General features: G+C 69.1%; 18 protein-coding genes. 13 read left to right on the top strand and 5 right to left on the bottom strand.

The genetic code is table 11. The features are described 5' to 3' along the window. Positions 1-197: 197 nt before the first annotated feature. From ABZ928_RS34400 to ABZ928_RS34385, 4 genes are all read left to right on the top strand, one after another. Complete coding sequence (locus ABZ928_RS34400; protein ID WP_361527591.1) at positions 198-392, top strand: SPOR domain-containing protein; 195 nt, start codon at positions 198-200, stop codon at positions 390-392. A gap of 30 nt (positions 393-422) precedes the next feature. After that, a complete protein-coding gene (locus ABZ928_RS34395) occupies positions 423-818 on the top strand; it encodes a (deoxy)nucleoside triphosphate pyrophosphohydrolase (protein ID WP_361527589.1) in 396 nt (131 codons plus the stop codon). A 143-nt stretch (positions 819-961) separates the two neighbouring features. Next, entirely contained in the window at positions 962-1,396 is a 435-nt protein-coding gene (locus tag ABZ928_RS34390; protein ID WP_361527980.1) for an ATP-binding protein, read from the top strand. A gap of 261 nt (positions 1,397-1,657) precedes the next feature. Further along, complete coding sequence (locus tag ABZ928_RS34385; protein WP_361527587.1) at positions 1,658-4,318, top strand: SpoIIE family protein phosphatase; 2,661 nt, start codon at positions 1,658-1,660, stop codon at positions 4,316-4,318. An 82-nt stretch (positions 4,319-4,400) separates the two neighbouring features. Here the strand turns inward: ABZ928_RS34385 and ABZ928_RS34380 are convergent, their stop codons facing one another. Beyond that, complete coding sequence (locus ABZ928_RS34380) at positions 4,401-5,927, bottom strand: hypothetical protein (RefSeq protein ID WP_361527585.1); 1,527 nt, start codon at positions 5,925-5,927, stop codon at positions 4,401-4,403. A 115-nt stretch (positions 5,928-6,042) separates the two neighbouring features. Here ABZ928_RS34380 and ABZ928_RS34375 point away from each other — a divergent pair, with 115 nt between their 5' ends. Next, complete coding sequence (locus tag ABZ928_RS34375; RefSeq protein ID WP_361527583.1) at positions 6,043-7,032, top strand: phosphotransferase; 990 nt, start codon at positions 6,043-6,045, stop codon at positions 7,030-7,032. Positions 7,033-7,037: 5 nt separating this feature from the next. Continuing rightward, positions 7,038-7,331 carry a hypothetical protein gene (locus ABZ928_RS34370; RefSeq protein ID WP_361527582.1) on the top strand — a complete coding sequence of 98 codons (294 nt, stop codon included), beginning with the start codon at positions 7,038-7,040 and terminating at the stop codon, positions 7,329-7,331. Here ABZ928_RS34370 and ABZ928_RS34365 read toward each other — a convergent pair. Genes ABZ928_RS34365 through ABZ928_RS34350 form a run of 4 tightly spaced genes read right to left on the bottom strand, consistent with a single transcriptional unit; the run spans position 7,312 to position 11,198 of the window. Then, on the bottom strand, positions 7,312-8,082 hold the full coding sequence (locus ABZ928_RS34365) for a succinate dehydrogenase/fumarate reductase iron-sulfur subunit (protein WP_361527581.1): 771 nt from the start codon (positions 8,080-8,082) through the stop codon (positions 7,312-7,314). The genes ABZ928_RS34370 and ABZ928_RS34365 overlap by 20 nt on opposite strands. Beyond that, positions 8,079-10,046, bottom strand: coding sequence for a fumarate reductase/succinate dehydrogenase flavoprotein subunit (locus ABZ928_RS34360; RefSeq protein WP_361527579.1), 1,968 nt, complete (start codon positions 10,044-10,046; stop codon positions 8,079-8,081). The genes ABZ928_RS34365 and ABZ928_RS34360 overlap by 4 nt, the downstream gene beginning before the upstream one ends. Positions 10,047-10,066: 20 nt before the next feature. Further along, the gene (locus ABZ928_RS34355) at positions 10,067-10,888 is read right to left on the bottom strand and encodes a hypothetical protein (RefSeq protein WP_361527577.1); all 822 of its coding nucleotides are present in this window, start codon (positions 10,886-10,888) and stop codon (positions 10,067-10,069) included. A 19-nt stretch (positions 10,889-10,907) separates the two neighbouring features. After that, complete coding sequence (locus ABZ928_RS34350; protein ID WP_361527575.1) at positions 10,908-11,198, bottom strand: hypothetical protein; 291 nt, start codon at positions 11,196-11,198, stop codon at positions 10,908-10,910. A gap of 285 nt (positions 11,199-11,483) precedes the next feature. On the opposite strand from ABZ928_RS34350, the gene ABZ928_RS34345 reads away from it, so the two are divergent. The 7 genes from ABZ928_RS34345 to ABZ928_RS34315 all read left to right on the top strand — a co-directional run bounded on the left by ABZ928_RS34345 (position 11,484) and on the right by ABZ928_RS34315 (position 22,217). Further along, the gene (locus tag ABZ928_RS34345) at positions 11,484-13,742 is read left to right on the top strand and encodes an ABC transporter family substrate-binding protein (protein ID WP_361527573.1); all 2,259 of its coding nucleotides are present in this window, start codon (positions 11,484-11,486) and stop codon (positions 13,740-13,742) included. Between the two features lie 28 nt (positions 13,743-13,770). Further along, entirely contained in the window at positions 13,771-14,373 is a 603-nt protein-coding gene (locus ABZ928_RS34340; RefSeq protein WP_361527571.1) for a hypothetical protein, read from the top strand. Between the two features lie 135 nt (positions 14,374-14,508). Then, complete coding sequence (typA, locus tag ABZ928_RS34335) at positions 14,509-16,425, top strand: translational GTPase TypA (RefSeq protein WP_361527569.1); 1,917 nt, start codon at positions 14,509-14,511, stop codon at positions 16,423-16,425. A 672-nt stretch (positions 16,426-17,097) separates the two neighbouring features. Further along, the gene (locus tag ABZ928_RS34330) at positions 17,098-18,135 is read left to right on the top strand and encodes an ABC transporter permease (protein ID WP_361527567.1); all 1,038 of its coding nucleotides are present in this window, start codon (positions 17,098-17,100) and stop codon (positions 18,133-18,135) included. A 121-nt stretch (positions 18,136-18,256) separates the two neighbouring features. Further along, entirely contained in the window at positions 18,257-20,065 is a 1,809-nt protein-coding gene (locus tag ABZ928_RS34325) for an ABC transporter substrate-binding protein (protein WP_361527565.1), read from the top strand. Positions 20,066-20,152: 87 nt separating this feature from the next. After that, entirely contained in the window at positions 20,153-21,133 is a 981-nt protein-coding gene (locus ABZ928_RS34320) for an ABC transporter permease (RefSeq protein WP_361527563.1), read from the top strand. 22 nt (positions 21,134-21,155) lie between these two features. Beyond that, positions 21,156-22,217 carry an ABC transporter ATP-binding protein gene (locus ABZ928_RS34315; RefSeq protein ID WP_361527561.1) on the top strand — a complete coding sequence of 354 codons (1,062 nt, stop codon included), beginning with the start codon at positions 21,156-21,158 and terminating at the stop codon, positions 22,215-22,217. The last annotated feature ends 5 nt before the right edge of the window (positions 22,218-22,222 follow it).

Here is a 22,222-nt window from a genome sequence, read left to right as displayed (position 1 = left end):
GCACGGCGCGTTCAACGCCGTGCGCCCCCTGCGTTCTGGCTGGTTGCGTACCTCTTTGTGAGAATCCGTGTTCGCTGCGTAAAGGTTAGGCGTAGGCTCGGGCATATGCGGATTGCGGTTTCCTCAGCGGGCGGGGCACGGCGGAAGCCGGGGACGGCACCCGGGCGGGCCGGGGCGGGAAGGGGCGGTGGGGCGCGATGAACGACGGCACGATCACACTCCCCTGGCTCGTCATACGCCAGGACGACAACGGCAACCGCTACCGCGTGGGCCGCTACGCCACCCGTGCCGAGGCCCAGAAGATCGCCGACAGCCTCGACGACCGCGGCCACAAGCAGCTCTACTGGGTCGAACGCATCGGCCAGAACGGCAGCAACGCCACGCACAACTGACCGCCGGCTCCCTCCCGTAGGCTCCGGCGCATGACGGAACCGATCGTGGTGGTGGGAGCCGCCCTCATCGACACCGGCCGCCTCCTGGCCGCCCGCCGCAGCGCACCCCCCGAGCTGGCCGGCCGCTGGGAGCTGCCGGGCGGCAAGGTGGAACCCGGCGAGACCCCGGAGGCGGCCCTGGCCCGCGAGCTCCGGGAGGAGCTGGGGGTGGCGGCGGAGGTGGGGGAGCGGATCCCGGGGGAGTGGCCGCTGCGACCCCCGTACGTCCTCCAGATCTGGACAGCCCGCCTGCTCCCGGCCTCCCCGGACCCCAAGCCCCTCCAGGACCACGACGACCTGCGCTGGCTGACACCGGCCGAACTGTGGGACGTACCGTGGCTGGACCAGGACGTGGAGGCGGTCCGGAAAATCGCCGCTCGCCTGTAGGTGCTCGGTTCTTCTCTTCTGTTCAGGTGCCCGGTCCTCCTGGGCGCTCCCCTGTCTACGCCGTTCGCACCACAACGCGCCCTTCGGTGCGGTACCGCGCCCCTGATATCGGGTATGTGCCCATTAACCCCATGAAACCGGACATGGGTGTGGCCTGGGAAGTGATCGGCGTGATCGACACCGAAGGCGACTGCGCCGACTGGACGTTCCCCGCGGATCCCGGCGCCGTACGCGCCGCCCGCGCGGCCGTCCGTGCCCGGCTGCGCGACTGGGACCTCGACAGCGTCGCCGACATCACCGCCCTGCTGGTGAGCGAGCTGGTGACCAACGCGTTGCGGCACGCCACAGGCCCCATCGGCGTACGCCTCGTGCGTCCCACGGGCCTCGACGGCGTCGGCGGTGTCCTGCTGGTGGAGGTCTCCGACCCGCTCCCGGACCCGCCCAGGGAGCGCGTCGCCCACCCCGAGGACGAGAGCGGGCGCGGTCTGCAACTGGTCGCCCACTCCTCGCGCCGCTGGGGCACCAGACCCGGTGAGGCGGGCAAGACGGTGTGGTTCGAACTCGCGGTCCCGGGATGAATCGGACGGTTACGGACTGTACGGCCGGGGCCGTGCTGTCCAGCGACTGGTTCAGGCCACTGGCGGCCGCCGGAGAGCGTGATTCGACAGTGTGTTGGCTGGTTAGAAGACTGGAAGTGTTGTCGCGGTGCGGTCCAAAAAACGCTGGGACCGTGCTGTGATCGTGAACACCGTGTTGTGCGGCGCCGTAGTGCTGGATACTGCGGGCAGCCGCTGCCGGTGACCGGTGCCGGACGCGGTGAGCTGGAGGGGACGGTTCGCGTGAGCGAGATACCAGCGAAGGCCACGGAGTCCGAGGACCCGTCGGACGGCGCGAGGTCACCCGCCGTGGGTGACACCGCGGCGGATACGACGCGTGGTGCCTCGGGCGGAACAGACCTGGCCTCCTCGGGTGAGTCCGGCGGAGCCGCCGACGCGATGTGGCAGAGCAGCCCGCCCGGCTCCATCTACGACTACATCAAGGTCGCGTCCTTCTCCATCGGCCCCGACGGCCTCGTCGACCAGTGGAGCCTGCGCGCCGAGCAGCTCTTCGGGATAGCCGCCGACCGGGCCGTGGGCATGGACCCCATCGAGGCGTTCATCGACCCCGAGCAGCGCGAGGTCGGCCAGCGGAAGATGGCCGAGATCCTGGACGGCCGCGAGTGGACCGGAGTGGTCCCCTTCCGGGTGCCGGAGACGGCCGAGCGGGAGGCGGGCGAGGAAGGCCTCGCCGAGGTCTACGTCATGCCGACGCAGACCGAGGAGGGCGAGCGGGCCGCCGTCTGCATCGTCGTGGACGTCCGCACCCTGCGCAGGATCGAGACCGACCTCGCCGCATCGCAGTCGATTTTCGGACAATCTCCGTTCGGCTTCCTGCTCATCGACCCCGACCTGCGGGTCCGCCGCGCCAACCAGCAGTTCGCCAGCACGTTCGGCGGCACCCCCGACGACCACCGCGGCCGCGGCGTCCACGACTATCTGCGCAGCCCGGAGGCCGAGCGGGTGGCCGCGACGCTGCGCCGGGTCCTGGAGACCGGCAACTCCATCACGGACATGCACGTCACCGGCTTCGTGCCGGGCTCGGACGACCGCCGCCACTGGTCCGTCAACCTCTACCGCGTGCACAGCGGCTCCGGGCGCCCCATCGGCATCGCCTGGCTCGGAATCGACATCACCTCGCGGCGCGCGGCGGCCCGGGAAGCGGCCGCGGCACGGCGCAATCTCGCCCTTCTGAACGAGGCCGGCGCCCGCATAGGCAACTCCCTCGACCTGGAGACCACGGCTCGCGAACTCCTCGACGTCGTGGTCCCCGGCTTCTGCGACCTCGCGACCGTCGACCTCTACCAGGGCCTCCTGGCCGGCGACGAGACCCCGCCCGGCCTCGCCGACGGCAGCGCGGAACTGCGCCGCGTCGCCTTCGCCAGCGCCGTCTCCGACGCCCCCTTCATCAACTCGGGCCCGCCCGTCTCGGTCGGCGCCGTCCACCACTACCCCTTCAACTCGCCCTGCGCGGACGCCCTGCGCACCGCACGCCCGCAGTTCATCCCGGCCGAGGAGGGCGGCCTCGTGCAGTCCACCCTCGCCGTGCCGATGGTCGCCCACGACACCGTCGTAGGACTCGCGCAGTTCGCCCGGACGAAGGGCAGCGAGCCGTTCGGGGACCGGGACCGTGACCTCGCGGTGGAGCTGGCGGCGCGGGCGGCGGTCTGTATCGACAACGCGCGGCTGTACCGGCGCGAGCACGAGCGGGCGCTGATACTGCAACGCTCCCTGCTGCCCCCGGGTGACCCGGTCGCCTCGGGTCTCGACATCGCGTGCCGCTACCTGCCCGGGAATTCGTCCTCCGACCGTCCCAGCGAGGTCGGTGGAGACTGGTTCGACGTCATCGAACTGCCGGGGCACCGTACGGCGTTGGTGGTCGGGGACGTGATGGGCCGCGGTCTGCGGGCAGCGGTGGCGATGGGTGAACTCCGGTCCGCGGTGCGTACGTTGGCGCTGCTCGACCTCGAACCGGCGGAAGTGCTCAGCGCGTTGGACGAGATCGCGCGGGGTCTTGGGGCGCCGGGAGGCGTTCAGCAGGCGACCCGGGCGGCGCGGCGGCCCCGTGAGGCGGATCTGTCCGAGGTGTATCTCGCGACCTGCGTGTACGCCGTCTACGACTCCGTGACCCGCCGCTGCACCTTCGCCAACGCGGGGCACCTCCCGCCGGTGCTCGTGGAGCCGGGAGAAGCGGCGCTGATGCTGGACGTCCCGCCGGGCATGCCGCTCGGCGTGGGCGGGGAGCCCTTCGAGGAGGTGGAGGTCGAACTACCCGAAGGCGCCCTGTTGGCGCTCTACACGGATGGACTGGTCGAAAGCCGCGATCACCCCCTCGACGAGGGGCTCCAGGCGTTCGTGGGGGCGCTGACCGACCCCACCCGACCCCTTGAGGACGTCTGCGACCACGTTCTCAACACCCTCGACACGCATCACGGCGAGGACGACATCGCGTTGCTCATGGCCCGGGTTCAGGGGCTGCCGGCGGAATCCGTCGGGGACTGGACGCTGCCGCGTGAGCCGCGGAGTGTGGGGCGGGCCCGGGAGTACGCGCGCGGGCAGTTGCTGTCCTGGGACCTCGAGCCGCTGGTCGACACGGCGGAACTGCTCGTCAGTGAGCTGGTCACGAACGCTCTGCGCTACGGCGAGGGCGAGATCCGGTTGCGGTTGCTGCTGGACCAGACCCTCGTGTGCGAGGTGTGGGACTCCGGGCTGGTGCAGCCTCGGCGGCGGCGGGCGCGGGACACGGACGAGGGAGGCCGGGGGTTGCAGCTGGTCGGGCTGCTGAGTGCGGCTTGGGGGTCGCGTCGGACACCTCGGGGGAAGACCGTGTGGTTCGAGCTGCCGTTGCCTGATGGGGAGACAGGGTTGGCGGATCCGGCGGAGGCGTTGTTGAGCCTGTTCTGAGTTCGCCTGGGGGGTGGGGTGCTTGGGATGTGTGCGGCGGCTGCGGGTTGACTGTGGCTGGTCGCGCAGTTCCCCGCGCCCCTTAGGGGGTTCTCGGCGCCCGGCGGCCACGAGTGCGAGGTCCGCCGTAGGTTGCGGGGATTGCGTCCGTCAGCAGGATTCCGCCCAATACCGCTCCTGCGAACCCGCTCTCGTGCTCTGCCGCCGGGTTGCCGTGTGTGCGTACGTCCTGCTCGGCCAGGTCTCTGGCCTCCTGGGCGTAGGTGGCTGCGGCCGCCGGGTTCTCCGGGAGGAGTCGGTCCGCCTCTGCCAGGCGGGTGCGTGCGGTGGTGGCTACCGCCCCTCGGTGGGTGGCGATGAAGTCGTCGGTGGCGGATGTGGTGCTGCGGGCGACTAGGTCGGCGGCTGCGCCCAGGACTCCGGCCGTCGGGTCCGCCGTCGGGGGCGTGACCGCTTGCACGATGTTGTGGAGGGCGGCCAGGGGGTCGTACGGGCCTGTGGTGCGTGCTTCTCGTACGGCGGCCAGGGCGGCGTCCGCGTGCGCCGGGCGCGTTTGTGTCTTCGTCAGCTCCGCCTCCGCTCCGGTCAGGGTCGCCGGTATCAGGGCATCGGCGGCTGCCAGGTCCTTGGCCAGGCGTTCTATGCCGTTCAGGAAGATTTCGGCCTGGGTGACGGCGGCCTCGGCGGCGCGGAGGTGGGAGGCGGCTCGGGCCGGGGCGGCCAGGTCCGTGGACTGGCGGGCCTGGTTGAGGTGGAGGGTGGCGAAGACCAGGCGGTCCTTGGCCTGTTCGGTGTATCCGGTGACGGGCGCGGTGGCGGTGGGCGCGTATCGCTGGTGGAGCGTGGTGAACAAGGTCTCGACGGCTCCGGTGCGGCCGGCCAGGGCCCGGAAGCGGGTCTCGGCTGCCTCCAGGGCCTCGGCGATGCCCTCCTCGTCCAGTGCCCTCGCCTCGTCGAATGCGGGTGCCTGCGCGTCCAGCCTGCGTCCGGCTTCCTCGCATCTGCCGACGATCCCGGCGAGTGCGTGCCGTCGGGCGGCCGGTTCCGACGGTATGCCCTCGTCGTACTGCCGGCGCATGCGGAAGGCGGCCGCCAGTTCGGCCTCGGCGTCCTGTACGGCCGCCGCGAAGGGGGCCGCGGTGGTCTTGCCGAGCTGTGCTCCGACGAAGGCGAGTTCCTCGCGGCTGGTGCGGACGCTGTCGTCGGCGGTGACGAGCAGGGCGCGGGCCTGTTGGTCGAGGTCGTCGGGGGAGGGGGTCCAGGGGGCGACCAGGGTTCCGGTGGGGGTGGTCGTGTGGGGGTGGGGGCGTCGCGTGCGCCTTATGTAGGCGTATCCGCCGAGCACGCCCGCGGCGCCCACCGCGAGGAGGGGGAGGACCAGGTCGGCGGTCGGGGAGTCGTCGTCCTGAGCCGCTGCCTCCCGCACGGCCCCTGTCTCCTGCACGGCCCCGGCCCGGGGCTCCGCCGCCGCTGTCCCCTCGTCGAGTGTCATTCCCGGCAGCACCAGCCACGCCAGCCCGGCCAGGCCGCCCAGCAGCGTGTGCGTCACCCGCACGGCTATGTGCGAGGCCGCGCGTCGCGGCCGGCCCCGGATCAAGGATGACGTCACATTTCGGAGCGTATGGGTGGGTGTGCGGCGCCGCGACCGGGGTGCGGCAAACGCATCGCCGGTGTCGTGGAAATCCGGCTGCGCCCCACCCCGCCCCGCTGCCACGATCTGCCGAATGACCTCGCCCCGGAAGTTCCTCACCCGCGACGACCTCGCACCCCTCGCCCGTGCCGCCCTCGGCCCGCACCGCACCCTGGCCGGCGTGACCCGGCTGCGCGGTGGTTCGAAGAAGGGGGTCTACCGGCTCTCCCTCGACGACGGGAGCACGGTCGTCGCCTATGTCTGGTCGGCGGACGAGGACTACTGGGACTCCGGGCCCTCCGATCTGAGCGACCCCTTCTCGGCCGGTTCGAGCCTCGACGTGTTCACGGCCGCGCACGACCGGCTGGCGGCGGCCGGAGTCCGTACACCACGGCTGCTGTACGCCGACGCCACGCACGCGCTGGTGCCCTCGGACGTGGCGGTCACCGAGGACGTCACCGGGGGCAGCCTGGAGGAGGCGCTGGACAGGGATCCGGTCGCGGGCCGTGCCGCCCTGGAGCGGCTGGCCGGTGAGCTCGCCGCCCTGCACGCCCATGAGGGGGCGGGGTTCGGCAAGGTCGTGGTCGTCGACAACGGCGGTGCGTCGGCGGCCGGTTCGTGCGAGGAGCGGGTCGCCGAGGGGGCTCTGAGGGACATCGCCTTCGCCACCGGACGCGATGCGCGGATCGGCGCCGTGGCCGACCGGCTGACGGAGAGGATCGGGGAGCTGGGCGCCGCTGTACGGCCGCGTGCCCGTCATGCCCTCATCCATGGCGAACTCGGGCCCGACCATGTCCTGTTGGACGGGCACGGGCATCCCGCCCTCATCGACATCGAGGGGCTCATGTACTTCGACGTCGAGTGGGAGCACGTGTTCCTTGAGCTGCGCTTCGGACCGCACTACGACGTCCTGCGCGTCCCGGGGCTCGACGAGGACCGGCTGCGCCTCTACCGCCTCGCCATGCACCTCTCCCTCGTCGCCGGGCCGCTGCGGCTGCTCGACGGGGACTTTCCCTTTACGGAATCCATGCGCGCCATTGCCGAGCACAACCTGGTGCGCGTCCTCGACCTGGTGCGACGATGATCGGCGTGCACGAGATATTGATGGTGATGGCCGTCGGGGTGCTGGTGGCCGGGGTGCTGATCGGTCTTGCCGCGGTCCTCAACGGCTGGCTGATACCGGGGCCGGGACGGGCCAAGGTGCTGCGCCCCAGGATGTGGGGGTACGGCACCCTGACCCACACGGCCGGGGTGGGCACGTTCCTCTTCCTCGGTCCGCTCGCCGGGCCGGGCAGCGACTACTTCCGGTACGCGATCGCCGGCGTCGCCGTGTCCTTCCTGGGCCTGTATGTGCAGCACCTCTCTATGAAGTCCGCCTCCTGATCTTCGACCCCAGCCACACCAGCGGGTCGTACTTGCGGTCGACCGCCCGTTCCTTCAACGGGATCAGCGCGTTGTCCGTGATCTTGATGCCCTCGGGGCAGACCTCCGTGCAGCACTTGGTGATGTTGCAGTAGCCGAGGCCGTGTTCGTCCTGGGCGGTCGTCTTGCGGTCCAGGCCGGACTCGGCGGCGGCGTCCAGCGGGTGCATGTCCAGCTCGGCCACCCGCATCAGGAACCGCGGGCCCGCGAACGCCGGTTTGTTCTCCTCGTGGTCGCGGACGACATGGCAGGTGTCCTGGCACAGGAAGCACTCGATGCACTTGCGGAACTCCTGCGAGCGGTCCACATCCTCCTGCATCATGCGGTACTCGCCGGGGCCCAGGTCGGACGGTGGTACGAACGCCGGGACCTCGCGCGCCTTCTCGTAGTTGAAGCCGACGTCCGTCACCAGGTCGCGGATGACCGGGAAGGCGCGCAGGGGTGTGATGGTGATCGTCTCGTCCCGGGTGAAGACCGACATGCGGGTCATGCACATCAGCCGCGGCCGCCCGTTGATCTCCGCCGAGCACGAACCGCACTTGCCCGCCTTGCAGTTCCAGCGGACGGCGAGATCGGGGGCCTGGGTGGCCTGGAGGCGGTGGACGATGTCAAGCACCACTTCGCCGTCGTTGACCTCGACCGCGAAGTCCTCCAGGCCGCCGCCCTTCACATCGCCGCGCCACACCTTGAAGCGGGCCTCGTAGCTGCTCACTCGTAGAGCTCCTCTTCGGCGAGGTACTTGACCAGCTCCTCCTTGTCGAAGAGGGCGAGCAGGTCCGGGCGGATGGGTTCGGTGGTCTCGCGGGTGAGGTCGATCTGGCCGCGGACCGGGTCCGTGGCCGCCAACCCGCCCGTCGGGTCGGTCAGTTGGCACAGGAGGTTGGCGCGGCGCCACTTGCGGTCCATCGTCGGATGGTCCTCGCGGGTGTGGCCGCCGCGCGACTCGGTGCGCTCCAGCGCGGCCCGCGCCACGCACTCACTGACCAGCAGCATGTTCCGCAGGTCCAGGGCGAGATGCCAGCCCGGGTTGAACTGGCGGTGGCCCTCGACCCCGGCTCGACGAGCCCGTACGCGAAGGTCGGCCAGCTTCTCCAGGGCCTGCCGCATCTCTCCCTCGCGGCGGATGATGCCGACGAGGTCGTTCATGGCCTGCTGGAGCTCCTGGTGGAGGGTGTAGGGGTTCTCCGGCGGGCGTCCGTCGTCCTCGCCGGGGGCGGGGCCCTCGGCGGAGAAGGGGCGCAGGGCCTCCGCGGCGGCCATGTCGAGCTGGACGTCGTCCACCTCGGGGCGCTCGAAGGCGAGCGACGCCGCGTACTCCGCCGCGTGCAGGCCCGCCCTGCGGCCGAACACCAGCAGGTCGGAGAGGGAGTTGCCGCCGAGGCGGTTCGAGCCGTGCATGCCGCCCGCCACCTCGCCGGCCGCGTACAGGCCGGGTACGCCGCGTGCGGCCGCGGTGTCCGAGTCGACCGCGATGCCGCCCATGACGTAGTGGCAGGTCGGGCCGACCTCCATCGCCTCCGCCGTGATGTCGACGTCCGCCAGCTCCTTGAACTGGTGGTACATGGACGGCAGTCGGCGCTTGATGACCTCGGCGGGCATCCGGGTCGACACATCGAGGAAGACGCCCCCGTGCGGGGAGCCGCGGCCCGCCTTCACCTCGGAGTTGATCGCCCGGGCCACCTCGTCACGCGGCAACAGCTCCGGTGGACGGCGGTTGTTGTCCGGGTCCTCGTACCAGCGGTCGCCCTCTTCCTCGGACTGGGCGTACTTCTCCTTGAAGACGTCCGGGATGTAGTCGAACATGAACCGCTTGCCCTCGGAGTTGCGCAGCACCCCGCCGTCGCCGCGCACGGACTCCGTGACGAGGATGCCCTTGACCGACGGGGGCCAGACCATGCCCGTCGGGTGGAACTGCACGAACTCCATGTTGAGCAGGGGCGCGCCCGCGAGCAGGGCCAGCGCGTGGCCGTCGCCGGTGTACTCCCACGAGTTCGACGTCACCTTGAAGGACTTGCCGATGCCGCCGGTGGCGATGACTACGGAGGGGGCTTCGAGGACGAAGAAGCGGCCGGACTCGCGTTCGTAGGCGAAGACGCCACTGACGCGTGAGCCGCCCGCGGCGGAGCCGCTGTCAGACACAGTCAACACCCTCGTGACCGTGCACTCCTGAAAGACCTTCAGGCGTGACTCGTAGTCGCCGGTCTCCTTCTTGTCCTGCTGTTGCAGCGAGACGATCTTCTGCTGGAGGGTGCGGATCAGCTCAAGGCCCGTGCGGTCGCCGACGTGCGCCAGGCGCGGGTATTCGTGGCCGCCGAAGTTGCGCTGGGATATCCGGCCGTCCTTGGTGCGGTCGAACAGGGCGCCCCAGGTCTCCAGTTCCCAGACCCGGTCCGGGGCCTCCTGGGCGTGCAGTTCGGCCATCCGCCACTGGTTGAGGAACTTGCCGCCGCGCATGGTGTCACGGAAGTGGACCTGCCAGCTGTCGTGTTCGTTGGCGTTGGCCATCGCCGCCGCGATGCCGCCCTCGGCCATCACGGTGTGCGCCTTGCCGAAGAGGGACTTGCAGATCACTGCCGTACGGGCGCCACGTTCGCGTGCCTCGATGGCGGCGCGGAGACCCGCGCCGCCCGCGCCCACCACGACGACGTCCCACTCCTGGCGGTCGACCACGGACATCAGAAGCCCCTCCTTTTCCGCTAGAAGATGGTCGGATCATCGAAAGCGCCGGAGGCGACCAGGAATACGTAGAAGTCGGCGAGTGCCACGCTCACCAACGACGCCCAGGCCAGCAGCATGTGACGGGCGTTCAGCTTCCCGATGAACTGCCAGGCCTTGTAGCGCACGGGGTGTTTGGAGAAGTGCTTGAGCTTGCCGCCGACGATGTGTCGGCAGGAGTGGCAGGAGAGGGTGTATGCCCAGATCAGCGTGATGTTCAGCAGGAAGACGAGGGTGCCGAGGCCCATGTGGCCCCACTCGTACTTCTCGTTGCGGAAGGAGAGCACCGTGTCGTAGGTCAGGATTCCGGCGACGACGATCGCGGCGTAGAAGAAGTACCGGTGGAGGTTCTGGAGGATCAGTGGGAAACGGGTCTCGCCGGAGTACTTCTGGTGGGGCTCGGCGACCGCGCAGGCCGGTGGGGACGCCCAGAAGCCCCGGTAGTAGGCCTTGCGGTAGTAGTAGCAGGTCAGGCGGAAGCCGAGCGGGAAGATCAGGATGATGATCGCGGGGGAGATGCCCCACCAGCCGCCGAAGAGCTCCCAGTTGGGGCCGTGCCGCATCGGCTCGCACCGCTCGGCCAGACACGGCGAGTAGAACGGCGAGACGTAGGGCGCCGCGTAGTAGTCCGTGTCGGCGAAGGCCCGCCAGGTCGAGTAGACGATGAAGGCGAGCAGCCCGGCGGCGGTGGCGGCGGGCGCCAGCCACCAGCGGTCGGTCCGCAGATGCGGGGCGTCGATCGCGGCGCGCGTACCGGTGCGTACGCCGCCGCTGTTCAGATGTGGTTCCGTACCAGTGGCCAATTCATGACTCCGGTCGGGTTCAGGGGGCGTGGCGGTCGCGGGCGCCGAGTCCCTCGTCGTCCGAGTCCGTCCAGAGGCTGTTGTCGTACGGGGTGTCGGGGATCGAGACCAGGTCCGGGCGCTTGGCTTTCGCGAGCCCGGGGTCGGCCTCCTTGAGCAGGGCGAGGCTTTCGCGGAGGCGGTCGGCGTCCACCCGGACGCGGCGCATCTCCAGACCACCGCTGCCCAACTGCTGTTCCAGGCGTTTCACATACCGGAGCAGCTCGTCGAGCGAGCGCTGTGCCGATGCCAGTTCGTCGTACACGGACATGACGTGACCTCACTTAGGGCGGCAACACGTGCATGTGCGCCTGCGAGTGTTGCGCGTCACACCTGCCGGTGGGAAGGCATGTGCATGGATTGGCGGATCGTGAGCCTCCGTGCGCGCCCCCTGTACGCCCGCCATTGCGCCGCATGGGTGGGGTTCCGCCCCGTCCTCGCCGTGTCGCCCGCTGTCGCCGAACCCTTTCCTCTTCAGTGGCCGCATACATCTGATCAGCTCCATATACCGCCAAACGTGATCCAAACCGGCGGCGCAACCCCGGAGGTATGCGGCATGTCTCACGACGGCGTCGGACTGCGCGCGGTCATGCGCTCGGCCGCCTTCCTCACCGCGGGCGCGCTCGCGGTGTCCGTGCTCGCCGGCTGTAGTTCGAAGGATCCGGCCGGAAAGCCGCTCGCCGACCAGGACATCGCCGCCGCCGACCGTTCCCTGGTCGCCGACGGGGGCACCCTGCACTGGGCCGTGGACTCGGTACCGGAGACGTTGAACACCTTCCAGGCCGATGCCGACGGCACCACCAGCCGGGTCGCGCAGGCCGTGCTGCCCTCGCTGTACCGGCTCGACGCCGACGGGCGTCCGCAGGTGAACCCGGACTACCTGGAGAAGGCGGAGGTCGTCGAGACCGAGCCGAAGCAGGTCGTGCTGTACAAGCTGAACCAGCAGGCGGTGTGGAGCGACGGCCGGGAGATCGGCGCCGCCGACTTCGCCGCGCAGTGGCGGGCCCTGTCCGGGAAGGACACCGCGTACTGGACGGCCCGCAACGCCGGGTACGACCGGATCGAGAAGATCGAGCGCGGGAAGAACGACCTGGAGGTCAAGGTCACCTTCGGGCGGCCGTACGCCGACTGGAAGTCGCTGTTCTCGCCGCTGTACCCGAAGGACGTCATGGGCACCCCGGACTCCTTCAACGACAGCGCCCGCAAGAAGCTCAAGGTCACCGCGGGTCCCTTCACGCTGAAGAAGGTGAACCGCAAGGACGACGAGGTCACCCTCGTCCGCAACCCCCGCTGGTGGGGCCACCCCGCCAAGCTGAACGAGATCGTGCTGCGGGCCGTGCCGCGTGACGAGCGGGCCGCCGCGCTGGCCGCCGGCAAGCTCGACCTGGCCGAGATCGACCCCGAGTCGGTGAAGCGGATCACCGTCGCCGCCGGTGCGCAGCGCGGCGCGGGCAGCACCCCGCTGATGGGCCCCGGCAGCGACCTCTCCGCCGCCGACTCGCTGCGCTCCTGGGCCGTCGCCAACGGCTCCGACGAGGAGGCCGCGGACGACGAGATCAGCGCCCGGAAGAAGCAGGAGAAGGCGGTCACCCAGTACGCCCGTCAGCAGCAGGCGCTGCGCGGCTTCGAGGTGCGCCGCTCCCTGGAGCCCGCCTACACCCAGCTCGCCCTCAACGGCGCCGGCGGCCCCCTCGCCGACGAGCGGGTCCGCCGTGCCGTCGCCCGGGCCCTGGACCGCGAGGCGCTCGCCGAGGTCGTCCTCACCCCCCTCGGTCTGCCCGCCGTACCGGTCGGCAGCCATCTCGCGCTCTCCGGGCAGTCCGCGTACGCCGACAACAGCGGTGCGCTCGGCGGCCAGGACCCCAAGGAGGCCCAGGCGCTCCTCGCGGACGCCGGGTGGGTGCGGGGCGGCCCGGTGAAGGAGGAGAAGAAGAAGGGGGAGAAGGCGGCCGGCGCCGAGGGCGAGAAGGCCGGTGAGGAGTCGGAGGGCGGCGACGACGGGACGTACATCGTCGGCGAGGACGACAAGGCGCGGCGCGAGGCCGACCGGGAGAAGAAGAAGGACCCCAAGGGGCCCAAGTCCCACAAGGAGCCCAAGTCCCAGAAGGCTCAGGGGAAGAGCGGGGAGGGCTCCAAGCATCTCGCGCAGGACGGCAAGCAGTACGCGAACAAGCTGAAGCAGGGCGGCGCCCCGGGCGCCTACGCCCCGCGCGGCACCGCCGCTCCGGCCGGGGCCGCGGCGGGCGCGCTCGCCAAGGACGGCAAGGCGCTCACCCTGCGGTTCGTGCTGCCGTCGGGGCCGGGCTCGCAGACGCTGCGCACGGTGGCCGACCGGATCTCCGGGATGCTGGAGAAGGTCGGCATCCGTACCGAGATCACCAAGGTCGAGGACGAGAGCTACTTCAAGGACCACATCGCCTCGGGCCAGTACGACCTGGCGCTGTACTCCTGGCCGGCCTCCGCGTTCCCCGCGACCGACGCCCGCCCGATCTTCGCCAAGCCGGTCCCGGCGGCCGACGGCTCCCTGAACGTCGAGCAGAACTACACCCGCGTCGGCACCGACCAGGTGGACCAGCTCTTCGACCAGGCCGTGGCCACCCTCGACGAGAGCGAGAGCCGGGGCCTGATCCGCAAGGCGGACTCCCGGATCTGGGCGGCGGCGGGCTCCATCCCGCTGTACCAGCGGCCCCAGCTGACGGCCGCGAGGAAGAACGTGGTCAACGCGGGCGCCTTCGGGTTCCAGACGCCCGTCTACGAGGACATGGGTTTCCTGAAGAAGGGGGCCCGCGCCTCCGCGAGCCCCGAGAAGAAGTAGGGGATCCGCGTAGGGGATCATCGTCCGCATGTACATGCGGACATGGGTGGTGGGGGCCGCGCTGGTCGCCCTCGCGGCGGGGCTGACGGCGTGCAGTGGTGACTCGGACGCGCGGGCGGGAGCCTGCGCGGACGGGACCTTCAGCTGGTCCGGTGTCCAGCGCACGCAGAAGGTGCTCAAACTCGCCGATCCCATCACGATCGCGAGGACGACGGCGTCGTACAACGCCAAGCTCCAGGTCGTCGACACCGTCGTCTACCACCAGACGGTCAGCCCCGTGCCGCCCGGCGCGGGCAGCACGGGGGTGCTCGACTCACTCGCCGGGCACCTGGGCGTCGACGAGTCGCTCGGCGGCTCGCGCGGGCGGGTGGACTCCCGGTACGAGGGGACGTACGTGGAGGGGACCGGGCTGGAGAAGGGCGCCTACTACGCCTGGAGCTACATCGATCTCGTCGACGCCGACTTCACGTACACCTGCGAGGACGGTGAGCCGGTGAAGGGGCATGTGCGCAGCTGGGACGAGATCGGCTCCGACCTCCGTTCCTGCGCCGAGCCGGCGCCGAGCGAGAGCGGCCGGGAGGCCGCCGCCCGCAGCTGTCCGACCGGTTCCAGGGCGGCGAAGGCGGCCTGAAAACAGCCCCCGGAGGCCGCCCCTGTCAATCCCACGTACCATGGGGTGAGGCCGTGGCATGTACAGCCCGGCAGGGTCCGCGTAACACAGACGTACGCGACGCCCCTTCCTAAGACTCCGGGAGTACGCCGCACTATGACTGCGTTTTCGACGCGTCACGACATCCGCAATGTCGCCATCGTCGCCCACGTCGACCACGGCAAGACCACCATCGTCGACGGCATGCTGAAGCAGGCCGGCGCCTTCGCCGCGCACCAGCTCGAAGGCGTCGACGACCGCATGATGGACTCGAACGACCTGGAGCGTGAGAAGGGCATCACGATCCTGGCCAAGAACACGGCGGTGAAGTACCACCCGAAGGACGGGGGGGACGTCATCACCATCAACATCATCGACACCCCCGGTCACGCCGACTTCGGCGGCGAGGTCGAGCGCGGTCTGTCGATGGTCGACGGTGTCGTGCTCCTCGTCGACGCCTCCGAGGGCCCGCTGCCGCAGACCCGCTTCGTGCTGCGCAAGGCGCTCCAGCAGCGGCTGCCCGTCATCCTCTGCATCAACAAGACGGACCGCCCCGACTCGCGCATCGACGAGGTCGTCAACGAGACCTACGACCTCTTCCTCGACCTGGACGCGGACGAGGAGCAGATCGAGTTCCCGATCGTCTACGCCTGCGGCCGTGACGGCATCGCCTCGCTGACCAAGCCGGAGAACGGCACCGTGCCGGCCGACTCCAACAGCCTGGAGCCGTTCTTCTCCACGATCCTCCAGCACATCCCGGCCCCCACGTACGACGAGGAGGCCCCGCTCCAGGCGCACGTCACCAACCTGGACGCCGACAACTTCCTCGGCCGTATCGCGCTGCTCCGCGTCGAGCAGGGCGAGCTGCGCAAGGGCCAGACCGTCACGTGGATCAAGCGCGACGGCTCCATGTCCAACGTGCGCATCACCGAGCTGCTGATGACCGAGGCGCTCACCCGCAAGCCCGCCGAGGTGGCCGGCCCGGGTGACATCTGTGCCGTCGCCGGTATCTCGGACATCATGATCGGCGAGACCCTCGCGGACCCGGAGAACCCGATCCCGCTGCCGCTGATCACGGTGGACGAGCCCGCGATCTCCATGACCATCGGCACCAACACCTCGCCGCTGGTCGGCCGTGGCGGTACCGGCAAGGGCGCCGACAACAAGGCGGCCGTCAAGGACCGCAAGGTCACCGCCCGCCAGGTCAAGGACCGTCTCGACCGCGAGCTGATCGGTAACGTCTCGCTGCGGGTCATCGACACCGAGCGCCCCGACGCCTGGGAGGTCCAGGGCCGTGGTGAGCTCGCGCTCGCCATCCTGGTCGAGCAGATGCGCCGCGAGGGCTTCGAGCTGACCATCGGCAAGCCCCAGGTCGTCACCAAGGAGGTCGACGGCAAGACGTACGAGCCCGTCGAGCGCATGACGATCGACGTGCCCGAGGAGCACATGGGCGCGGTCACGCAGCTCATGGGCGTCCGCAAGGGCCGTATGGACAACATGTCGAACCACGGCTCCGGCTGGGTGCGCATGGAGTTCGTCGTGCCGTCCCGCGGTCTCATCGGCTTCCGGACCGAGTTCCTGACCCAGACCCGCGGCACCGGCATCGGCCACTCGATCCACGAGGGCTTCGAGCCCTGGTTCGGCACCCTCCAGACCCGTAACAACGGTTCGCTGGTCGCCGACCGCGCCGGCGCTGTCACCGCGTTCGCGATGACGAACCTCCAGGAGCGCGGTGTGCTGTTCACCGAGCCCGGTACCGAGGTGTACGAGGGCATGATCGTCGGCGAGAACTCGCGCTCCGACGACATGGACGTGAACATCACCAAGGAGAAGAAGCTCACGAACATGCGGTCGTCCTCGGCCGACTCGTTCGAGGCGATCGTCCCGCCGCGCAAGCTCTCCCTGGAGCAGTCGCTGGAGTTCTGCCGCGACGACGAGTGCGTGGAGGTCACCCCGGAGGCGGTTCGCATCCGCAAGGTGAACCTGGACGCCCGCGAGCGCGCCCGCGCCGCGAGCCGCGCCAAGCACGGCTGATCCCGGCCGGCCGACCTGGCCGGTTCTCGATCAACGAAGCCCGGGTGCCCCCATCTTGGGGGTGCCCGGGCTTTTTGCAACTCATTTTCAGACGCGTTCCCCCGCGTTCCTGTGAGCGATGTCCGTAATGCGGAGATCCTCGCCCGATACGCATGTAACACGTCCGTTTCGTGGCCTTCTCCCCGCAGACAGTTTGTCCAAATTTCGGAAGATGTACGCGCCAGCTGTGACTGAATCGAGATTTAAAGACGGTGGTCGCCAGTTGGCTCATGGCAGATAGTTAGCCGCGTAGCGCTCGGGTCAATGGGTCTCGCGCCGTGGGGACGGCGCCGACTCACGAGCACCAGGGGGTGCCTGACCCTCCGTCAGGGGTGTCGGAGGAAAGGCGTGAAACCCCCTCCTGTTGGTGAACACGTGGAGTCATGAGGAGGAGTCCCATGCGCGGTGTCACAAGCACCAGGTGGGTCACAGCGTCCACAGCGATCGGCAACCGCGCGCCCGTGTACGGCGATCGGCTCTGACGGGCCACGCCCTTACCACTACGCGCGTCCGGCTGCGGGTTCTTCCGTGCCGTGACATCCGCTGACGCTTCTTCATGATCCGATCCGCGATCGCGCACACCCTGCGCCGGTCGCCGGTTCGGCACACCCACACCTGTGAAATGGGCGAACTGTGACAAGTCCAATCGACATCGAGGACGGCGGGACGTCGGTCGTCGTCGACGGCGACAAAGCGCCGAAGACGAAACCGGACGAGGTCAAGCAGCTGGAGGGCCGCTCGCCCGGCCAGCTGATGTGGATCCGCTTCAAGCGCGACCGCACCGGCGTGATCTCGGCGTACGTCGTGATCTTCTTCTTCGTGGTCGGCCTCGCGGCCCCGCTGATCGCCAAGCTGTACGGCAAGAATCCGTACACGGTGTACGCGGACGAACGCCCCGAGCTCTTCGACAGCGCCGGTGTGCCCCTCCAGCCCAACGGCGGTATCAGCGGCGAGTTCTGGTTCGGTCTGGAGCCCGGCAACGGCTACGACGTCTTCACCAAGCTGCTCTACGGCATCCGCAACTCGCTGATGATCTCGCTGGCGGTCACCGTCGCGACCGTGCTCACCGGCATCGTCCTCGGGGTCGCGGCCGGCTACATGGGCGGCCGGGTGGACAACATCATCAGCCGGGTCATCGACTTCCTGCTCGCCTTCCCGGCCCAGCTGTTCTTCATCGCGAGCATGCCCGTCGTGGTCTCGCTCTTCGTGAGTCCCCGGGACGAGACACCGGTCTACGTCCGGGTCGTCGCCCTCATCACGGTGCAGTGGTTCCTGGGCTGGATGAGCCTCGGCCGCATTCTGCGCGGCACCTCACTCGCCCTGCGAGAACGGGAGTTCATCGAGGCGGCCAAGGTCAGCGGAGCCTCCCCGACGCGCATCGTCCGCCGGGAGATCCTGCCCAACGTGGTCACCCCGATCCTGGTGCAGTCGACCTACATGCTCCCCAACTTCGTGACCGCCGAGGCCGGTCTGTCCTTCCTCGGGGTCGGGATCGTCGAACCGACGCCGGACTGGGGGCAGATGTTCTCCAAGGCGTCGACGGAACTCGTGATGCAGAACGACATCACCTACATGTTCTTCCCGGGCATCTCGATGATCATCTTCATCGTGGCGTTCAACCTGCTCGGGGACTCGGTCAGGGACGCCTTCGACCCCAAGACGGCGCGCTGACCAGGCAGTTGTGGGCATCCTCGCCCGACACAGACCGGATGGCACCTCTTATGCCGGTCCGCACTTCACATCGCACTGGTGTCCAATGCGCCGGTGCCACTAGATGGGTGGAATCTGAGTGATGGGTAAGGGTGGACGCCGCGCGTACGCCGCGCTCTCACTGCTGGCGGCGGGGGCTCTCGTGCTCACCGGCTGCAGCGAGGGCGGCAGCAAGGACAGCGACAACAACCAGCAGGACAAGGAGAACGCGGAGCGGCAGCAGGCCGGCATCACCTTCGGCGACGCCAAGGCGTCGACCGGCCCGGCCGCCGAGGTGCCCGGCGCCAAGGCGGGCGGCACCGTCACGGTGCTTCAGCGCGACAGCTACGCACACCTCGACCCGGCGCAGATCTACGTCTCGGACGAGGGCTCCCTGGCGTCGATCCTCCACCGCGGTCTGACCGGCTACAAGGCGACCAGCGACGACGGCAAGAAGCACGAGGTCGTCGGTGACCTGGCCACCGACAGCGGTACGACCACGGACGGCGGCAAGACCTGGAAGTACACGCTGAAGGACGGGATCAAGTGGGCTGACGGCTCCCCGATCACCTCCGCCGACATACGGCAGACCTTCGAGCGGCTCTTCGCGCCGTTCGTCTCCAACGGCCCGACCTACATCCAGCAGTGGCTGGCGGACACCCCGGGCACGGAGTACCGCAAGCTGCTCCCGGACGGTCCGTACAAGGGCAAGCATCTGCCGGACACCGTCCTTCAGACGCCGGACGAGAAGACCGTCGTCTTCAAGTTCAAGTCGGCCAAGCCGGACCTGCCGTACGCGCTCGCCATGGCGGGCTACTCCCTCGTGTCCAAGGCGAAGGACACCAAGGAGAAGTACGACAAGACCCCGATGACCGCGGGCCCGTACAAGATCCAGGAGTTCAAGTCCGGCAAGTCGATGACGCTGGTCAAGAACACCAACTGGGACGCGAAGACCGACCCGATCCGGCACCAGTACGTCGACCAGTTCAACATCGAGTTCAACAAGCAGTTCGAGGACTCGACCAAGGCGATCCTCGATGACTCGGGTGCCAACGCGACCGCGATCAGCTTCAACAACCAGGTCGACGCGGGCAACCTGACCAAGGTCCTCAACGACGCCGCGATGAAGTCCCGTACCGTCTCCGGCTACCAGCCGTACGTGGGCCAGATGAACATCAACCTGTCCCAGCCCGAGATGCAGTCGAAGGAAGTCCGCGAGGCCATCGCCTACGCCCTGCCCATCACCCCGTTCGTCCGTGCCTACGGCGGCACCGACGCGATGGAGGTCGCCGGCGGTCTGATCAGCCCGACCGTCTCCGGCTACGACGCGAAGTTCGACCCCTTCGGCAAGAAGAAGAAGCCCGCGGGTGACCCGGCCAAGGCCAAGGCGCTCCTGGAGAAGGCCGGCAAGGTCGGTCTGAAGCTGACCTTCGGCTACATCAACACCCCCGAGGGCCAGCAGTACTCCACCGCCATGGCGGCGGGCCTGGAGAAGGCCGGCTTCGACGTGCAGCGCCAGGAGATCCCGGCCGAGACGTACTACGACCAGGTCAGCAAGGTGAAGAACAACTTCGACATCTACCACACCGCGTGGGGTGCCGACTGGCCGAGCTCCTCGACCGTCATCCCGCCGCTGTACGACGGCCGCCAGATCCAGGACGGCTCCTCCAACTACTCGCACATCAACGACCCGAAGGTGAACGCCGACATCGACGCGGCCAACGCCATCACCGACCCGGTCAAGGCGGCCGAGGCCTGGAACAAGATCAACGAGTACATCGTGAAGGACGTCGTCTCCAACATCCCGACGGCGTACTACAAGCAGAGCCAGATCGCCGGCTCCAAGATCGGCGGCATGGTGTACGACGACGTCCTCGGTGGCGTCGACCCGCGCAGGCTGTTCGTGAAGTAACCCGTCCAAGCGGTGCCGGCCGCGCCCCCGACCATCAGGGGTGCGGCCGGCACCGCCCAGGCCTGAAGCCCGAAAGCTGCCACTGAGATGCTGCGCTTCCTCCTCCGCCGGATCCTCGGCTCATTCGTGATCCTGGTCCTGCTGACCGTGGTCGCCTTCCTGCTCTTCTTCGGCATGCCCCGCGACCCGGCGCTGCTGATGTGCGGCAAGACATGCACCCCGGACGCCCTGGCGAACATCCATCACACGCTCGGACTCGACAAGTCGATCCCGGAACAGTTCTGGATCTTCCTGTCCGGGCTGGTGACCGGACGCGACGACTTCCCTCAAGGGCCGTGCCCCGCCCCGTGCTTCGGGTACTCGTACCACACGAACGAGCAGGTCTGGTCGACCCTGATGGACCGGCTGCCGCTCACGCTCTCCCTCGCGTTCGGCGCCACGATCGTGTTCCTGTTCGTCGGCCTCGGCACCGGACTGCTCGCCGCCTGGAAGCGCGGCACCCTCGTCGACAAGACGTTCACCGCGGGCTCCATGGTGCTCAGTTCGATGCAGATCTACTTCCTCGGCCCGCTGGCGCTCGCCATCCTCGTGTACCAGACGCACGCCTTCGAGGAGCCCAAGTACACCGCCCTCACCGACAATCCGGCCGCCTGGTTCACCGGGCTGATGATCCCCTGGGTCGTGCTGTCGACGATCTTCGCCGCGCAGTACACCCGTATGGCGCGCTCCGCGATGATCGAGCAGCTCCAGGAGGAACACGTCCGCACCGCCCGCGCCAAGGGCATGAGCGGCCGCTATGTCTTCTTCCGGTACGCCTGGCGCGGTTCGCTGATCCCCATCATCACCATCCTCGGCATCGACCTCAGCTCGCTGCTCGGCGGCGCGATCATCACCGAGTACACCTTCGGACTGCCCGGTCTCGGGCGGCTCGCGGTGGAGTCCGTGCAGTTCAGCGATCTGCCGCTGCTGCTCGGTGTGATGCTGTTCTCCGCCGCCGTGATCCTGCTGTGCAACATCGTCGTCGACGCCTGCTACGCCTTCATCGACCCGCGCGTGCGGCTGTCCTAGCCGGGCAATTAGGAGCACTGTCGTGACCACTCTGACCAAGGAGTCCGGGGCGCCCGTCCCGTCCGACGCGGGGGCCTTCCTCTCGGTGCGGGACCTGCACGTCAGCTTCCGGACCGAGGACGGCACCGTCCGGGCCGTGGACGGACTCTCCTTCGACCTGGAGCGGGGCAAGACCCTCGGCATCGTCGGCGAGTCGGGCTCCGGCAAGTCCGTCACCAACCTGACGATCCTCGGGCTGCACAACCCGAAGTTCACCACCGTCGAGGGCGAGATCCTCCTGGAGGGCCAGGAGTTGACGACCGCCCGCGAGTCCGAGCTGGAGAAGCTGCGCGGCAACAAGGTCGCCATGATCTTCCAGGATCCGCTGACCGCGCTGTCGCCGTACTACACGGTGGGCCGCCAGATCGCCGAACCCTTCATGAAGCACACCGGCGCCTCCAAGAAGGCGGCCTGGGAGCGTGCCGTGGAGATGCTCGGCAAGGTCGGCATCCCCAACCCCAGGGAACGGGCGAAGGACTACCCGCACCAGTTCTCCGGCGGTATGCGGCAGCGCGCGATGATCGCGATGGCGCTGATCTGCGACCCCGACCTCCTGATCGCCGACGAGCCGACCACCGCGCTCGACGTGACGGTCCAGGCGCAGATCCTGGACCTGCTCAAGGACCTTCAGCAGGAGTTCGGTTCGGCGATCATCTTCATCACCCACGACCTCGGTGTCATCGCCGACATGGCCGACGACATCATGGTGATGTACGCGGGCGGCGCGATCGAGCGCGGCACGACGAACGAGGTCCTGCGCTCACCCCAACACCCCTACACCTGGGGCCTGTTGAACTCCATGCCGCGCATCGACTCCGACCTCGACGCCCCGCTCGCGCCGATCCCCGGCGCCCCGCCCTCCCTCCTCAACCCCCCGTCCGGCTGCCGCTTCCACCCGCGCTGCACCTTCCAGGACCGCGTCGGCGCCGGCCGCTGCGTCTCCGAACGACCCCTGCTGGCCCCGGACCGCGCCTCCGCCTGCCATCTCACGGCGGAGCAGAAGCGGACCATCTTCATCGAAGAGATCAAGCCCAGCCTGGGCTAGCCGTA

Origin of the sequence: Streptomyces sp. NPDC046909 (assembly GCF_040644695.1) — a bacterium.
Lineage (GTDB): Bacteria > Actinomycetota > Actinomycetes > Streptomycetales > Streptomycetaceae > Streptomyces.
Note: the sequence above shows the minus strand (reverse complement) of the source record. Positions and strands in the feature narration are given on the sequence as shown.

What these genes read in the sequence shown, in the direction of transcription:
- ABZ928_RS34400 (WP_361527591.1), top strand. Translation starts at nt 198, where the DNA reads ATGAACGACGGCACGATCACACTCCCCTGGCTCGTCATACGCCAGGAC.
- ABZ928_RS34395 (WP_361527589.1), top strand. Translation starts at nt 423, where the DNA reads ATGACGGAACCGATCGTGGTGGTGGGAGCCGCCCTCATCGACACCGGC.
- ABZ928_RS34390 (WP_361527980.1), top strand. Translation starts at nt 962, where the DNA reads ATGGGTGTGGCCTGGGAAGTGATCGGCGTGATCGACACCGAAGGCGAC.
- ABZ928_RS34375 (WP_361527583.1), top strand. Translation starts at nt 6,043, where the DNA reads ATGACCTCGCCCCGGAAGTTCCTCACCCGCGACGACCTCGCACCCCTC.
- ABZ928_RS34360 (WP_361527579.1), bottom strand. Translation starts at nt 10,046, where the DNA reads ATGTCCGTGGTCGACCGCCAGGAGTGGGACGTCGTCGTGGTGGGCGCG.
- ABZ928_RS34350 (WP_361527575.1), bottom strand. Translation starts at nt 11,198, where the DNA reads ATGTCCGTGTACGACGAACTGGCATCGGCACAGCGCTCGCTCGACGAG.
- ABZ928_RS34345 (WP_361527573.1), top strand. Translation starts at nt 11,484, where the DNA reads ATGTCTCACGACGGCGTCGGACTGCGCGCGGTCATGCGCTCGGCCGCC.
- ABZ928_RS34340 (WP_361527571.1), top strand. Translation starts at nt 13,771, where the DNA reads ATGTACATGCGGACATGGGTGGTGGGGGCCGCGCTGGTCGCCCTCGCG.
- typA (WP_361527569.1), top strand. Translation starts at nt 14,509, where the DNA reads ATGACTGCGTTTTCGACGCGTCACGACATCCGCAATGTCGCCATCGTC.
- ABZ928_RS34325 (WP_361527565.1), top strand. Translation starts at nt 18,257, where the DNA reads ATGGGTAAGGGTGGACGCCGCGCGTACGCCGCGCTCTCACTGCTGGCG.
- ABZ928_RS34320 (WP_361527563.1), top strand. Translation starts at nt 20,153, where the DNA reads ATGCTGCGCTTCCTCCTCCGCCGGATCCTCGGCTCATTCGTGATCCTG.